Origin of the sequence: Plantibacter sp. RU18 (assembly GCF_050613355.1) — a bacterium.
Lineage (GTDB): Bacteria > Actinomycetota > Actinomycetes > Actinomycetales > Microbacteriaceae > Plantibacter.
Genome location: NZ_CP159618.1, coordinates 3,359,092 through 3,371,609 on the forward strand (window position 1 = coordinate 3,359,092; position 12,518 = coordinate 3,371,609).

Here is a 12,518-nt window from a genome sequence, read left to right on the forward strand (position 1 = left end):
CCCGCCCTCCTGATTGGAGGACGGGGTTCCGTCGATACGGTGCTGAAGACTACTTCGCGTCCTCGGCCGGAGCCTCGGTCGCAGTGTCGCCGGCGTCGACCGACTCGCCGTGGGTCTCGGTCGCTTCGACCGCCTCAGCAGCCTCGACCTCTGCGGGCGCCTCGGGAGCCTCTTCGGCCGGAGCCGCAGCGTGCTTCGCAGCCTTGGTCGGCTTCGCCTTCGGCGTGACGGGCTCGAGGACGAGCTCGATCACTGCCATCGGGGCGTTGTCGCCCTTGCGGTAGCCGGTCTTGATGATGCGCGTGTAGCCACCCTGGCGGTCGGCGACGAGCGGCGCGATCTCCGTGAAGAGCTCGTGCACGACGCTCTTGTCGGTGATGGTCGCGAGGACACGACGACGAGCGTGCAGGTCGCCACGCTTCGCGAAGGTGATCAGGCGCTCAGCGAGCGGACGCAGGCGCTTCGCCTTGGTCTCGGTGGTCTGGATGCGCTTGTGGGTGAACAGCGCAGCAGCGAGGTTGGCGAGCAGCAGGCGCTCGTGTGCAGGGCCGCCTCCGAGGCGGGGTCCCTTGGTGGGAGTAGGCATTGTTGTCTCTCTTCAGGTTGGAAAGTCGTCAGGTGGGACGCGAGCTACTAGACGGTCTCGTCGTCGTAGCCGCTGTAGAAGTGGGCGCCGTCGAACCCGGGAACCGAGTCCTTCAACGAGAGGCCCATTTCGGTCAGCTTGTCGCGAACTTCATCCACCGACTTCTGTCCGAAGTTGCGGATGTTCATGAGCTGCGTCTCAGACAGCGCGACGAGCTCGCTGACGTTGTTGATGCCCTCACGCTTCAGGCAGTTGTACGAGCGCACGGAGAGGTCGAGGTCTTCGATCGGGATCGAGAGCTCGCCCGGCAGCACGGCGTCGACCGGCGCGGGGCCGATCTCGATGCCCTCTGCAGCGGTGTTGAGCTCGCGGGCCAGGCCGAACAGCTCGGTCAGCGTGCGACCGGCCGACGCGATGGCGTCGCGCGGCGTGATCGCCGGCTTCGACTCGACGTCGACGACCAGGCGGTCGAAGTCGGTGCGCTCACCGGCACGAGTCGCCTCGACGCGGTAGGTCACCTTGAGGACGGGCGAGTAGATCGAGTCGACGGGGATCTGGCCGGCTTCGCTGAACTCGTTGCGGTTCTGCGTGGCCGACACGTAGCCGCGGCCACGCTCGATCGTGAGCTCGAGCTCGAACTTCGCCTTGTCGTTCAGCGTGGCGATGACGAGATCCGGGTTGTGCACCTCGACACCGGCCGGAGCCGAGATGTCAGCCGCGGTGACCTGGCCTGCGCCGGTCTTGCGGAGGTACGCCGTGATCGGCTCGTCGTGCTCGCTGGAGACGACGAGGCCCTTGATGTTCAGGATGATCTCGGTGACATCTTCCTTGACACCGGGGATCGTGCTGAACTCGTGGAGGACGCCGTCGATGCGGATGCTGGTGACCGCTGCGCCCGGGATGGACGACAGCAGCGTGCGACGGAGCGAGTTCCCGAGCGTGTAACCGAAGCCTGGCTCGAGCGGCTCGATGATGAACCGGCTGCGGAACTCCGAGATCGATTCTTCGGTGAGCGTAGGGCGCTGTGCGATGAGCACTATGGATTCCTTTCGGCTAAGTGTCCGCTATATGACACTTGCGTTGGCGAGGTAGTGAATTGTGTTCGCTGGCCCTGATCACCAGGACCATGCCGTGATCCGTCCGCGATGATCTGACGATCGTCGCGGACGGATCACAGCCGGTGAACCGAAGGAATTAGACGCGGCGACGCTTCGGGGGGCGGCAACCGTTGTGTGCCTGAGGCGTGACGTCGTTGATCGAGCCGACCTCGAGGCCAGCGGCCTGCAGCGAACGGATCGCCGTCTCGCGACCGGAACCCGGTCCCTTGACGAAGACGTCGACCTTCTTCATGCCGTGCTCCTGCGCCTGACGCGCAGCGGACTCTGCGGCGAGCTGAGCGGCGAACGGGGTCGACTTACGCGATCCCTTGAAGCCGACGCCACCGGAGGATGCCCAGCTGATGACCGCGCCCGAGGGATCGGTGATCGAGACGATCGTGTTGTTGAACGTCGACTTGATGTGGGCCTGGCCCACGGCGATGTTCTTCTTTTCCTTCTTGCGCGGCTTCCGAACGGCCGACTTTGGTGCTGCCATGAATATCTCCTAAGTCCTATGACGAGGCGACTAGGCGAGGCCTAGCGGGCCTTCTTCTTGCCGGCGACGGTGCGCTTCGGGCCCTTGCGGGTGCGCGCGTTGGTCTTGGTGCGCTGTCCGCGGACCGGAAGGCCGCGACGGTGGCGGATGCCCTGGTAGGACCCGATCTCGACCTTGCGGCGGATGTCGGCTGCGACCTCACGGCGCAGGTCACCCTCGACCTTGTAGGTGCCCTCGATGTAATCGCGGAGGGCGACCAGCTGGTCGTCGGTGAGGTCCTTCACGCGGATGTCTCCGCTGATGCCGGTGTCGGCCAAGGTCTTGAGGGACCGAGTGCGGCCAACACCGTAGATGTACGTCAGTGCAACTTCCACGCGCTTGTCGCGTGGGATGTCTACGCCGGCGAGACGTGCCATGGTGGCTTCTCCTAGGAGTTGTGGAGGTGTGGAGCGGTTCCGGTGCCCGGGCCTCCGACCCGAGGTGTCACCCGGGGAGCGATGAACGCTCCCGCGGGATCTGGAACTGCCGTTAGAGGGGTGCTGCTGTGGCGCTCAGAGCTGCGTCGTGCAGGTCTTCCGTGATCAACCCTGGCGCTGCTTGTGACGCGGGTTCTCGCAGATGACCATGACGCGGCCGTTGCGACGGATGACCTTGCACTTGTCGCAGATCTTCTTGACGCTGGGCTTGACCTTCATGATTCTCTCTTTTCGCTGTCGTCGTGCCGGGGCCCGCCACCGGATGGTTGCGGCGCGTCCGGCCGTTACTTACAGCGCGACCTACTTGTAGCGGTAGACGATCCGACCACGGGTCAGGTCGTAGGGGGTCAGTTCCACGATCACGCGGTCCTCCGGGAGGATGCGGATGTAGTGCTGACGCATTTTGCCCGAAATGTGGGCAAGTACCTTGTGTCCGTTGGTCAGCTCAACGCGGAACATCGCGTTGGGCAGAGCCTCGACCACTTGGCCCTCGATCTCGATGACGCCGTCTTTTTTGGCCATAGCCTTACTGTCGCTCAGGTTGAGTCGCACTGGTCGTGCGGATGGATTCGTGGTGCGGATGTCGGCTCGCCGAAGGCATGCCGAAAGCACCAAAGATCAATCCTATGCTATGTTCTACGGTTTCGCCAACTCACGTGGCGAGGTCCTGGGGTCAATCGGTGCGAGCGAGGAGGGCGGCGTTGAACGACGTCGTCCGATCCGCGTCGACACCGACCGGCTGTCCGTCGATCGAACGCACCGGTGCGGCGAGCCGGACGCTCGAGAGCAGCCAGACGGCGTCGGCGCCGAGGAGTTCGGCCGGCGTCAACATCCGGTACTCGCCGGCCAACCCCTGCTCATCGAGATGCTCCCACAGCGCCAGCTGTGTCGTTCCAGCGAGGATTCCGCTCGATGCAGGAGGCGTCACGTAGGTGTCGCCGATCCGGGCGACGAGCGTGGAGGTCGGTCCCTCGAGCACGTAGCCGTCGCTGCTCACGAACAGCACGTCGTCGGCGCCGCGGCGATGAGCCTCACGCAGCGACGCCATGTTCACCGCGTACGACAGCGTCTTCGCACCTGCGAGCAACCAGGGCGAGCGCTCCTGCACATCGCTCGGGAGTCCTCGGTCGAGGAGGACGACTGAGATCCCCGTCTCCCGCTCGGGGAACCCGGATGTCGCGGGCGTCGCGGAGACCCACCCGGTCGGCGTCCCGGCCGCACTCCCCCGGGTCAGGACCAGCCGCACCGCGCTCTGGCGGGCCTCAGGGAGCGCCGCCACCGCTCGCCCGATCGCGAGCCGCCACTGCGGGAGGTTCGGAGCAGGCAGGTCGAGCGACGCGGCGGAGGCAGCGAGGCGTTCGAGGTGAGCCTCGACCGACTGCGGATGACGACCGACGACACCGATCGTCTCGAAGATGCCGTCACCCCGAGCAGGGCCGTGGTCGAAGACGCTCAACACGTGGCTGCCGTCACCGACGGGCTGGATCGTCCTGGCGATCGACTCGTCGTCGCACTCGGCCGTCGACGGCAGGACGTCCAGGAGGAAGACGATCGAGTCACTCATGCCGAGCACTCTACCGGCAGCACCGAGCAGTGCGGATCGATGAGCCGATCGGTCAGGCGGGACGGACAGGCGTGATGCCGTAGGCGGAGAGCGCTGCCGCCCCACCATCCTGTGCAGTGAGCACCCAGATCCCGTCGCGGTGCACCGCGACGCTGTGTTCCCAGTGCGCAGCTGCGCTCCCGTCGAGCGTCGCGACGGTCCACTCGTCGTCGCGGACGAAGGTGTCGGGGCTCCCGGCGACGACCATCGGTTCGATGGCGACGACCAGTCCGGGCTTGACCTCCGGCCCCCGCTGCCGCACCCGGTAGTTGAACACCGGGGGTGCCTCGTGCATCGTCCGACCGATGCCGTGTCCGACGTAGTCGGTGAGGATGCCGTACGGATGCCCGTCCGGCGAGTTGTCCTCGACGTACTCCTCGATCGCGGCACCGACCTGGTTGAGGTGACGTGCTGTCGCCAGCTCGGCGATCCCCGCCCAGAGCGAGCCCTCGGTCACCGCCGACAGCCGTTCGCGTTCGGTCACGAGTTCGGGTCGCGCGGCGTCCGGCAGCACGAGCGTCATCGCGGAGTCGCCGTTCCAACCGTCGATCTCAGCACCGCTGTCGATCGACACGATGTCGCCAGCCTCGAGGACACGGCTCCCGGGTATGCCGTGGACGACGTCTTCGTTCACCGAGGCGCAGACCGTGTGGCTGTACCCCGGGACGAGCTTGAAGTTCGAGTGGCCACCAGCGGCGATGATCGCCGCCTCGGCTGCCGCATCCAGCTGCAAGGTGGTCACGCCTGGAGCGACCAACGCCCGGACGGCGTCCAATGACGCGGCCGTGGCCAACCCGGGTGCGAGCATCGCGCGCAGCTGCTCAGGGGTCTTGTAGATCGACTTGCGGAACACCGTGGGACGCCCGGGGGTCAGACCGCGGGGACGACGATGCCGCGCTCTGCGAGCGCAGCGTCGATCCGTGCCGTGACGTCAGCGACATCACCGAGACCATCGACCGCGAGCACCAGTCCACGAGCGGTGAAGACCTCGATCAGCGGGGCGGTCTCCTGGGCGTACAGGTCGAGCCGATGACGGATGATCTCTTCGTTGTCGTCCGTTCGTCCCTGTTCCGCAGCGCGGTTCAGCAGGCGCGCAACGACCTCTTCGGTGTCGGCCTCCAGCTGCACGACAGCGTCCAGAGAGGAATCGCTTTCCGCGAGGAGTGCGTCGAGGGCCACCACCTGGTCCGGGGTCCGCGGGTATCCGTCGAGGAGGAAGCCGTCGAGAGCGTCCGGCTGGTGCAGACGGTCGCGGACGATCTCGTTCGTCAGCGAGTCCGGCACGTAGCCACCCTCGCTCACGATCGCCTGGACCTGCTTGCCGAGCTCCGTACCACCCTTGATGTTCGCCCGGAAGATGTCGCCGGTGGAGATGGCCGGAATGCCGAACCGTTCAGCGAGGAAGGCAGCCTGCGTGCCCTTGCCGGAACCCGGAGGACCGACGATGAGCAGACGGGGCTTGCGGCCCAGCGTGGTGCCGAGCTGACCGGCCGCGCTCAACGAAGGAGCCCCTCGTAGTGGCGCTGCTGGAGCTGCGAGTCGATCTGCTTCACCGTCTCGAGACCCACGCCGACGATGATCAGGATCGATGCTCCACCGAACGGGAAGTTCGCGTTCGCACCGACGAGCGCGAGCGCTATGAGCGGGAGCAGTGCGATCAGGCCGAGATAGATCGAGCCGGGCAGGGTCACGCGGGTGAGCACGTAGTCGAGGTATTCGGCAGTCGGACGCCCGGCACGGATACCGGGGATGAAGCCGCCGTACTTCTTCATGTTGTCGGCGACCTCTTCGGGGTTGAAGGTGATCGCGACGTAGAAGTAGGTGAACCCGACGATGAGCAGGAAGTACATCAGCATGTAGAGCGGGTGGTCGCCCTTGGTGAGGTACTGCTGGATCCAGAGGACCCACGGAGCCGGCGTCCCGGTCGTCGGCTGGTTGAACTGCGCGATGAGCGCGGGCAGGTACAGGATCGACGAGGCGAAGATCACAGGCACCACACCAGCCATGTTGACCTTGATGGGGATATAGGTGTTGTTGCCGCCGTACGTCCGGCGCCCGACCATGCGTTTCGCGTACTGCACGGGGATCCTGCGTTGCGACTGCTCGACGAACACGACGAGGCCGACGATCACGAGGCCGACCGCCAAGACGAGGATGAAGGTCTCAGGACCCTTCGCGGTCCAGATGGCGGCGAGCGAGCCGGGGAAGGTCGCGGCGATCGAGGTGAAGATGAGGAGGGACATGCCGTTGCCGACGCCACGCTCGGTGACGAGCTCGGCCATCCACATGACGAGGCCGGTGCCGGCGGTCATCGTGATGACCATCAGGAGCATGCCGTACCACGTGCCGCCCTGGGCGGTGATGAGGTCGGCGCAGACGCCGCCCTGGTTGCCGAAGAGCGCACCGCTCTTGGCCACGGTGATGAGGGTCGTCGACTGGAGGACGCCCAGGAAGATGGTGAGGTAACGCGTGTACTGCGTCAGCTTGCCCTGGCCGGACTGGCCTTCCTTGTGCAGCGTCTCGAAGTGCGGGATGACCACGCGGAGGAGCTGCACGATGATCGACGCCGTGATGTAGGGCATGATGCCCAGCGCGAAGATCGAGAGTTGGAGGAGCGCGCCACCGCTGAAGAGGTTGACGAGTTCATAGAGGCCGGAAGCGCCCTCAGCCTGCTGGTTCGCGAGGCACTGCTGCACGTTCGGGAAGTTCACGAACGGAGCTGGGATGAAGGACCCGAGCCGGTAGATGGCGATGATTCCGAGTGTGAACCCGATCTTCCGACGAAGATCCGGGGTCCGGAAGATCCGGCCGATGGCGCTGAACAAAAGGGGCCTCCTGTGAGATGTTGCGGGGTCGGCCCGGGTGACCGGCACAATGCCGGCCACCCGAGTGAGCTCCTGTGCGGAGCCGGCCGAGGGCTACTTGATGCTGCCCCCGGCTGCCACGATCTTCTGCTCTGCTGAGCTGGAGACCTTGTCAACCGCGACATTCAGCTTAACGGAGATGTCGCCGTTTCCGAGAACCTTGACCTTCTCGTTCTTCCGGACGGCACCCTTGGCGACGAGGTCGATCTTGGTGACGTCGCCACCCTTCGGGTACAGCTCGGCGAGCTTCTCCAGGTTCACGACCTGGTACTCGACGCGGAAGGGGTTCTTGAAGCCGCGGAGCTTCGGGGTGCGCATGTGCAGCGGCATCTGCCCACCCTCGAAGCCGACCTTGACCTGGTAACGAGCCTTCTGGCCCTTGGTACCACGACCGGCGGTCTTACCCTTGGACGCCTCACCGCGACCCACGCGCATCCGGGACTTCTTAGCACCGGCGGCGGGACGGAGGTGGTGCACCTTCAGGACCTGCTCGCGCTTGGGCGCGGGCTCTTCCTTGGCGACCTTCTTGGCTGCAGCAGCCTTGGGGGCCGCCTTCGCCTTGGGTTCGGCCTTGGCCGCAGCCGTCTTCGGAGCAGCCTTGGGGGCCTTCTCCTCAGTGGTTTCGTTCTTCTCAGCCATTAGTCGATCTCCTCAACCTTTACGAGGTGAGCAACAGTGTTCACGTAGCCGCGGTTCTGCGCGTCGTCCGGACGGACGACGACAGCACCGATGCGACGGAGGCCCAGGCTGCGAAGCGTGTCGCGCTGGTTCTGCTTCTCACTAATTCTGCCCTTGATCTGCGTGATCTTCAGCTGGCCCATCAGGCACCTACCTTTGCTGCAGCAGCGGCCTGGATGGCCTCTGCCTCGGCGCGGACGAGACGAGCCGGGGCGACCCGGTCGAACTCGAGGCCACGACGAGCTGCAACGGCGCGAGGTTCCTCGAGCTGCTTCAGCGCCGTGACGGTCGCGTGGACGATGTTGATCGTGTTCGAGGAACCGAGCGACTTGCTGAGCACGTCGTGGATACCGGCGCACTCGAGCACGGCGCGGACGGGACCACCGGCGATAACACCGGTACCAGCGGCGGCGGGGCGCAGGAGCACCACACCGGCAGCTGCCTCACCCTGGGTGGGGTGCGGGATCGTCGAGCCGACGCGCGGGACGCGGAAGAAGTTCTTCTTCGCCTCTTCGACGCCCTTGGAGATCGCGAGCGGAACCTCGCGAGCCTTGCCGTAGCCGACGCCGACCAGACCGTTGCCGTCGCCGACGACCACGAGAGCGGTGAAGCTGAAGCGACGACCACCCTTCACGACCTTCGAGACACGGTTGATGGTGACGACGCGCTCCAGGAACTGGCTCTTGTCGCTGTCACGGCTGCCGCGGTCACGGTTCGGGTTGCGCTCACGGCCACCACGACGCGCCTCGCGGGGCTCGCGGTCGCCGGTGGGCGCCGTCGATGCCGCGGTCTCGACCGGTGCCTCAGCCACGGTCGCGACAGCCTCTTGCTGCTTGTTGTCTTCGCTCACAGGTTCAATCCGCCCTCTCGAGCACCATCGGCAATTGCTGCCACGCGACCTGCGTAGCGGTTGCCTCCACGGTCAAATACGACATCCTCGATGCCGGCTGCCTTCGCGCGTTCGGCGATGAGTTCGCCGACCTTGCGCGACTTGGCGGTCTTGTCGCCGTCGAACGTCCGGAGGGTGTCCTCCATGGTCGAGGCGGAGACGAGGGTGTGACCCTTCGCGTCATCGACAACCTGCACGAACACGTGACGGGCTGAACGGTTGACGACGAGGCGCGGACGGACCGCGGTTCCCTCGACCTTCTTGCGCAGACGCAGGTGACGGCGGCCACGTGCGGCAGTCTTCGTTGGACGAGCCATGATTACTTACCAGCCTTTCCGGCCTTGCGACGCACGATCTCGCCGGCGTAGCGCACACCCTTGCCCTTGTACGGCTCGGGCTTGCGGATCTTACGGATGTTGGCAGCGACCTCGCCGACGGCCTGCTTGTCGATGCCGGCGACGGTGAGCTTGTTGTTGCCCTCGACGGTCAGCGTGATACCGACTGGCGGCTCGACGGTGACGGGGTGCGAGAAGCCGAGCGCGAACTCGACCGAGCTGCCCTTCTGTGCCACGCGGTAACCGGTACCGACGACCTCGAGGCCCTTGGAGTAGCCCTGGGTGACGCCGATGATCTGGTTCGCGATCAGCGTGCGGGTCAGGCCGTGGAGCGAGCGCGAGTTGCGCTCGTCGTCGGGACGCGTGACGAGCAGCTGTGCGTCCTCGAGCTTGACCTCGATGGGGCTGGCGACGGTGAGCGTGAGCTCACCCTTCGGGCCCTTGACGGAGACGATCTGGCCGGTGACGTCGATGGTCACGCCGGCCGGGATGTCGATGGGGAGTCTTCCAATACGAGACATGACTGGCTACCACACGTAGGCGAGGATCTCCCCACCCACGCCCTTCTTCTCGGCCTGGCGGTCCGTGAGGAGGCCGCTGGAGGTGGACAGGATGACGACACCGAGGCCGCCGAGGACCTTGGGGATCTCGTTCGACTTCGCGTAGACGCGGAGGCCGGGCTTCGAGACGCGCTTGATGCCGGCGATGGAACGCTCGCGGTTCGGGCCGAACTTGAGGCTCAGCGAGAGCGTCTGTCCGACGGTCGCATCCGCGACCTCCCAGCCGGAGATGTAGCCCTCGGACTTGAGGATCTCGGCGATGTTCACCTTGAGCTTGGAGTGCGGCATCGACACGGTGTCGTGGTGCGCCGAGTTCGCATTGCGCAGTCTGGTCAGCATGTCTGCGACCGGATCTGTCATGGTCATATCTGGTGTTTCCTTTGTTCACCAGGTTTCGACATCCTGTGCAAGGGTGCCGACCTGTGGTGGTTGAGCCGTTCTGGGCAGGGTTGCCCCGAACGGGCGGAAGCCCGGTCCTCGGTTTTGACACCGAGGACCGGGCGTTAGCTTACTTGGACTCCGCTGACTTGAACGGGAAGCCGAGCGCCTTGAGCAGCGCGCGACCCTCGTCGTCGGTCTTGGCCGTGGTCACGACAGTGATGTCGAAACCGCGGACGCGGTCGATCTTGTCCTGGTCGATCTCGTGGAACATCGACTGCTCCTGGAGACCGAACGTGTAGTTGCCGTTGCCGTCGAACTGCTTGTCCGAGAGGCCGCGGAAGTCGCGGATACGCGGAAGAGCAAGGCTCAGCAGGCGGTCGAGGAACTCCCAGGCGCGGTCGCCACGAAGCGTGACGTGAGCGCCGATGGGCTGACCCTCGCGCAGCTTGAACTGTGCGATGGACTTGCGAGCCTTGGTGACCTGCGGCTTCTGACCGGTGATCTTGGTGAGGTCCGAAACAGCGCCGTCGATAACCTTGCTGTCGCGGGCTGCCTCGCCCACACCGGTGTTGACGACGACCTTCACGAGTCCGGGCACCTGGTGCACGTTCGTGAAGCCGAAGTCCTTCTGCAGCTGCGGAAGGATCTCAGCGCGGTACTTCTGCTTGAGACGGGGCTGGATTTTGCCAGTCGCCACTTCAGTGTCAGTCATTACAGGTCCTTACCTGACTTCTTGGCGTAACGAACGCGGACCGTCTTGGTGACGCCGTCCTTCGTGACTTCCTCATTGCGGTGGCCGACCTTGGTCGGGCCCTTGGTCTCCGGGTCGACGAGTGCGACGTTGGAGATGTGGATCGAGGCCTCGACGGTCTCGACGCCGCCGGTCTTCGTTCCGCGCTGGGTCTGGCCGACGCGGGTGTGCTTCGTGACGTAGTTGACGCCCTCCACGATCACCCGGTTCTTGTCCGCCAGGACCTCGATGACGCGACCCTGCTTGCCGCGGTAACCACCACGGTCCTGCTTCGGGCCGGAGACGACCTGAACCAGGTCGCCCTTCTTGATCTTTGCCATGACTTAGATAACCTCCGGCGCCAACGAAACGATCTTCATGAACTTCTTGTCACGAAGCTCACGGCCGACCGGCCCGAAGATGCGGGTACCACGGGGGTCCCCATCAGCCTTCAGGATGACAGCGGCGTTCTCGTCGAACTTGATGTAGGAACCGTCGGGACGACGGGTCTGCTTGCGGGTACGGACGATGACCGCCTTGACGACGTCGCCCTTCTTGACGTTGCCACCGGGGATCGCGTCCTTGACGGTCGCGACGATGGTGTCGCCGAGGCCCGCGTAGCGGCGGCCGGAGCCACCGAGCACGCGAATGGTCAGGAGCTCCTTGGCGCCGGTGTTGTCGGCAACCTTGACTCGTGATTCTTGCTGAAGCATTGTTCGCTCTTCCTCTCAGTAAGCCGCGAGGCCTACTTGGCCTTCTCGAGAATCTCGACCAGGCGCCAGCGCTTGGTGGCGCTGGTCGGGCGGGTCTCGCTGATGAGGACGAGGTCGCCGATGCCGGCGGAGTTCGCCTCGTCGTGAGCCTTGACCTTGGAGGTGCGGCGGATGACCTTGCCGTAGAGCGGGTGCTTCACGCGGTCCTCGACCTCGACGACGATGGTCTTCTCCATCTTGTCGCTGGTCACCAGTCCACGGCGGGTCTTGCGGTAGCCGCGTGCAGCGGCGTCCTTGACGTCGTGCTCGGAGGACTCGTGACCCTCAGGGGCCTTGTCGGTAGCGGTAGCCATGTCTAGGCCTCCTTCGTGGTCTCGGCGTCGGCTGCAGCGGTGTCCTCGGACTTCGGTGCGGCCTTGGCCTTCTTGGTCTTCTTCTCAGCCTTGGCCTCGACGACCTCGACGGTCGGCGTGGCGCGAATGCCGAGCTCGCGCTCACGGACGACCGTGTAGATACGAGCGATGTCGCGCTTCACGGCGCGCAGGCGGCCGTGGTTCTCGAGCTGCCCCGTGGCCGACTGGAAGCGCAGGTTGAACAGCTCTTCCTTGGCCTTGCGGAGCTCCTCGACGAGGCGCTGGTCTTCAAAGGTGTCGAGCTCGACGGGGGTGAGCTCCTTGGATCCGATCGCCATTATGCGTCGCCCTCCTCGCGCTTGATGATGCGTGCCTTGAGGGGCAGCTTGTGGATTGCGCGGGTCAGCGCTTCGCGGGCCAGGGTCTCATCGACTCCGGCGACCTCGAACAGCACACGACCCGGCTTGACGTTCGCGACCCACCACTCGGGTGAACCCTTACCGGAACCCATGCGGGTTTCGGCGGGCTTCTTGGTCAGCGGACGGTCGGGGTAGATGTTGATCCACACCTTGCCGCCGCGCTTGATGTGACGCGTCATCGCGATACGAGCGGACTCGATCTGACGGTTGGTCACGTAAGCGGGCGTCAGGGCCTGGATGCCGTACTCACCGAACGACACCTTGGTGCCACCGGTGGCCTGGCCGGAACGACCGGGGTGGTGCTGCTTCCGGTGCTTGACTCTGCGTGGGATCAACAT

Annotated in this window: 22 protein-coding genes; all 22 read right to left on the minus strand. The window is 65.2% G+C overall.

The features are described 5' to 3' along the window. Window positions 1–49: 49 nt before the first annotated feature. The 22 genes from rplQ to rplP all read right to left on the minus strand — a co-directional run bounded on the left by rplQ (window position 50) and on the right by rplP (window position 12,518). Window positions 50–586: a 50S ribosomal protein L17 gene (gene rplQ, locus ABMA10_RS16135; protein ID WP_431030686.1), complete on the minus strand. Its 537-nt coding sequence runs from the start codon at window positions 584–586 to the stop codon at window positions 50–52. A gap of 47 nt (window positions 587–633) precedes the next feature. Then, entirely contained in the window at window positions 634–1,623 is a 990-nt protein-coding gene (locus ABMA10_RS16140; protein WP_347867143.1) for a DNA-directed RNA polymerase subunit alpha, read from the minus strand. 157 nt (window positions 1,624–1,780) lie between these two features. Continuing rightward, window positions 1,781–2,179, minus strand: a complete 399-nt coding sequence (gene rpsK, locus ABMA10_RS16145) for a 30S ribosomal protein S11 (RefSeq protein ID WP_056008094.1) — start codon at window positions 2,177–2,179, stop codon at window positions 1,781–1,783. A 41-nt stretch (window positions 2,180–2,220) separates the two neighbouring features. Beyond that, entirely contained in the window at window positions 2,221–2,595 is a 375-nt protein-coding gene (gene rpsM, locus ABMA10_RS16150) for a 30S ribosomal protein S13 (RefSeq protein WP_347867142.1), read from the minus strand. Between the two features lie 165 nt (window positions 2,596–2,760). Then, window positions 2,761–2,874 carry a 50S ribosomal protein L36 gene (gene rpmJ, locus ABMA10_RS16155; RefSeq protein WP_021759549.1) on the minus strand — a complete coding sequence of 38 codons (114 nt, stop codon included), beginning with the start codon at window positions 2,872–2,874 and terminating at the stop codon, window positions 2,761–2,763. A gap of 81 nt (window positions 2,875–2,955) precedes the next feature. Then, the gene (gene infA / locus ABMA10_RS16160; protein ID WP_017885304.1) at window positions 2,956–3,177 is read right to left on the minus strand and encodes a translation initiation factor IF-1; all 222 of its coding nucleotides are present in this window, start codon (window positions 3,175–3,177) and stop codon (window positions 2,956–2,958) included. A gap of 151 nt (window positions 3,178–3,328) precedes the next feature. Then, window positions 3,329–4,219 (minus strand): aminodeoxychorismate lyase, encoded by an 891-nt coding sequence (locus tag ABMA10_RS16165; RefSeq protein ID WP_347867141.1) that lies wholly within the window; start codon window positions 4,217–4,219, stop codon window positions 3,329–3,331. A 52-nt stretch (window positions 4,220–4,271) separates the two neighbouring features. Then, window positions 4,272–5,111 (minus strand): type I methionyl aminopeptidase, encoded by an 840-nt coding sequence (map, locus tag ABMA10_RS16170; protein WP_347867140.1) that lies wholly within the window; start codon window positions 5,109–5,111, stop codon window positions 4,272–4,274. 17 nt (window positions 5,112–5,128) lie between these two features. Next, window positions 5,129–5,758 (minus strand): adenylate kinase, encoded by a 630-nt coding sequence (locus ABMA10_RS16175; protein WP_347867139.1) that lies wholly within the window; start codon window positions 5,756–5,758, stop codon window positions 5,129–5,131. Continuing rightward, window positions 5,755–7,083, minus strand: coding sequence for a preprotein translocase subunit SecY (gene secY / locus ABMA10_RS16180; RefSeq protein ID WP_347867138.1), 1,329 nt, complete (start codon window positions 7,081–7,083; stop codon window positions 5,755–5,757). Before secY ends, ABMA10_RS16175 begins: the two co-directional genes overlap by 4 nt. A gap of 93 nt (window positions 7,084–7,176) precedes the next feature. Continuing rightward, a complete protein-coding gene (gene rplO / locus ABMA10_RS16185) occupies window positions 7,177–7,761 on the minus strand; it encodes a 50S ribosomal protein L15 (protein ID WP_347867137.1) in 585 nt (194 codons plus the stop codon). Continuing rightward, complete coding sequence (gene rpmD / locus ABMA10_RS16190) at window positions 7,761–7,943, minus strand: 50S ribosomal protein L30 (RefSeq protein WP_347867136.1); 183 nt, start codon at window positions 7,941–7,943, stop codon at window positions 7,761–7,763. The genes rplO and rpmD overlap by 1 nt, the downstream gene beginning before the upstream one ends. Then, on the minus strand, window positions 7,943–8,650 hold the full coding sequence (gene rpsE / locus ABMA10_RS16195) for a 30S ribosomal protein S5 (RefSeq protein ID WP_414693613.1): 708 nt from the start codon (window positions 8,648–8,650) through the stop codon (window positions 7,943–7,945). The genes rpmD and rpsE overlap by 1 nt, the downstream gene beginning before the upstream one ends. Beyond that, entirely contained in the window at window positions 8,647–9,006 is a 360-nt protein-coding gene (gene rplR / locus ABMA10_RS16200; protein ID WP_347867135.1) for a 50S ribosomal protein L18, read from the minus strand. Before rplR ends, rpsE begins: the two co-directional genes overlap by 4 nt. 2 nt (window positions 9,007–9,008) lie before the next feature. Next, a complete protein-coding gene (rplF, locus tag ABMA10_RS16205) occupies window positions 9,009–9,545 on the minus strand; it encodes a 50S ribosomal protein L6 (RefSeq protein ID WP_347867134.1) in 537 nt (178 codons plus the stop codon). Window positions 9,546–9,551: 6 nt separating this feature from the next. Then, on the minus strand, window positions 9,552–9,950 hold the full coding sequence (gene rpsH / locus ABMA10_RS16210; RefSeq protein WP_347867133.1) for a 30S ribosomal protein S8: 399 nt from the start codon (window positions 9,948–9,950) through the stop codon (window positions 9,552–9,554). Window positions 9,951–10,092: 142 nt separating this feature from the next. After that, a complete protein-coding gene (gene rplE / locus ABMA10_RS16215; RefSeq protein ID WP_347867132.1) occupies window positions 10,093–10,677 on the minus strand; it encodes a 50S ribosomal protein L5 in 585 nt (194 codons plus the stop codon). After that, on the minus strand, window positions 10,677–11,036 hold the full coding sequence (gene rplX, locus ABMA10_RS16220) for a 50S ribosomal protein L24 (RefSeq protein WP_347867131.1): 360 nt from the start codon (window positions 11,034–11,036) through the stop codon (window positions 10,677–10,679). Before rplX ends, rplE begins: the two co-directional genes overlap by 1 nt. Window positions 11,037–11,039: 3 nt before the next feature. Beyond that, on the minus strand, window positions 11,040–11,408 hold the full coding sequence (rplN, locus tag ABMA10_RS16225; protein ID WP_056008123.1) for a 50S ribosomal protein L14: 369 nt from the start codon (window positions 11,406–11,408) through the stop codon (window positions 11,040–11,042). A gap of 32 nt (window positions 11,409–11,440) precedes the next feature. Continuing rightward, the gene (rpsQ, locus tag ABMA10_RS16230; protein WP_347867130.1) at window positions 11,441–11,761 is read right to left on the minus strand and encodes a 30S ribosomal protein S17; all 321 of its coding nucleotides are present in this window, start codon (window positions 11,759–11,761) and stop codon (window positions 11,441–11,443) included. Between the two features lie 2 nt (window positions 11,762–11,763). Further along, on the minus strand, window positions 11,764–12,099 hold the full coding sequence (gene rpmC, locus ABMA10_RS16235; protein ID WP_347867129.1) for a 50S ribosomal protein L29: 336 nt from the start codon (window positions 12,097–12,099) through the stop codon (window positions 11,764–11,766). Continuing rightward, window positions 12,099–12,518, minus strand: coding sequence for a 50S ribosomal protein L16 (gene rplP / locus ABMA10_RS16240; protein WP_347867128.1), 420 nt, complete (start codon window positions 12,516–12,518; stop codon window positions 12,099–12,101). The genes rpmC and rplP overlap by 1 nt, the downstream gene beginning before the upstream one ends.

Bases quoted from the DNA above. Each gene is read 5' to 3' on its own strand.
- rpmJ (WP_021759549.1), bottom strand. From the start codon at position 2,874: ATGAAGGTCAAGCCCAGCGTCAAGAAGATCTGCGACAAGTGCAAGGTC.
- rplP (WP_347867128.1), bottom strand. From the start codon at position 12,518: ATGTTGATCCCACGCAGAGTCAAGCACCGGAAGCAGCACCACCCCGGT.
- rplN (WP_056008123.1), bottom strand. From the start codon at position 11,408: ATGCTTCAGCAAGAATCACGAGTCAAGGTTGCCGACAACACCGGCGCC.
- rpsQ (WP_347867130.1), bottom strand. From the start codon at position 11,761: ATGGCTACCGCTACCGACAAGGCCCCTGAGGGTCACGAGTCCTCCGAG.
- rpmC (WP_347867129.1), bottom strand. From the start codon at position 12,099: ATGGCGATCGGATCCAAGGAGCTCACCCCCGTCGAGCTCGACACCTTT.
- rplX (WP_347867131.1), bottom strand. From the start codon at position 11,036: ATGGCAAAGATCAAGAAGGGCGACCTGGTTCAGGTCGTCTCCGGCCCG.
- rpsK (WP_056008094.1), bottom strand. From the start codon at position 2,179: ATGGCAGCACCAAAGTCGGCCGTTCGGAAGCCGCGCAAGAAGGAAAAG.
- rpmD (WP_347867136.1), bottom strand. From the start codon at position 7,943: ATGGGCCAGCTGAAGATCACGCAGATCAAGGGCAGAATTAGTGAGAAG.
- rplF (WP_347867134.1), bottom strand. From the start codon at position 9,545: ATGTCTCGTATTGGAAGACTCCCCATCGACATCCCGGCCGGCGTGACC.
- rplQ (WP_431030686.1), bottom strand. From the start codon at position 586: ATGCCTACTCCCACCAAGGGACCCCGCCTCGGAGGCGGCCCTGCACAC.
- rpsH (WP_347867133.1), bottom strand. From the start codon at position 9,950: ATGACCATGACAGATCCGGTCGCAGACATGCTGACCAGACTGCGCAAT.
- ABMA10_RS16165 (WP_347867141.1), bottom strand. From the start codon at position 4,219: ATGAGTGACTCGATCGTCTTCCTCCTGGACGTCCTGCCGTCGACGGCC.
- rpsM (WP_347867142.1), bottom strand. From the start codon at position 2,595: ATGGCACGTCTCGCCGGCGTAGACATCCCACGCGACAAGCGCGTGGAA.
- infA (WP_017885304.1), bottom strand. From the start codon at position 3,177: ATGGCCAAAAAAGACGGCGTCATCGAGATCGAGGGCCAAGTGGTCGAG.
- rplO (WP_347867137.1), bottom strand. From the start codon at position 7,761: ATGGCTGAGAAGAACGAAACCACTGAGGAGAAGGCCCCCAAGGCTGCT.
- rplE (WP_347867132.1), bottom strand. From the start codon at position 10,677: ATGACTGACACTGAAGTGGCGACTGGCAAAATCCAGCCCCGTCTCAAG.
- rplR (WP_347867135.1), bottom strand. From the start codon at position 9,006: ATGGCTCGTCCAACGAAGACTGCCGCACGTGGCCGCCGTCACCTGCGT.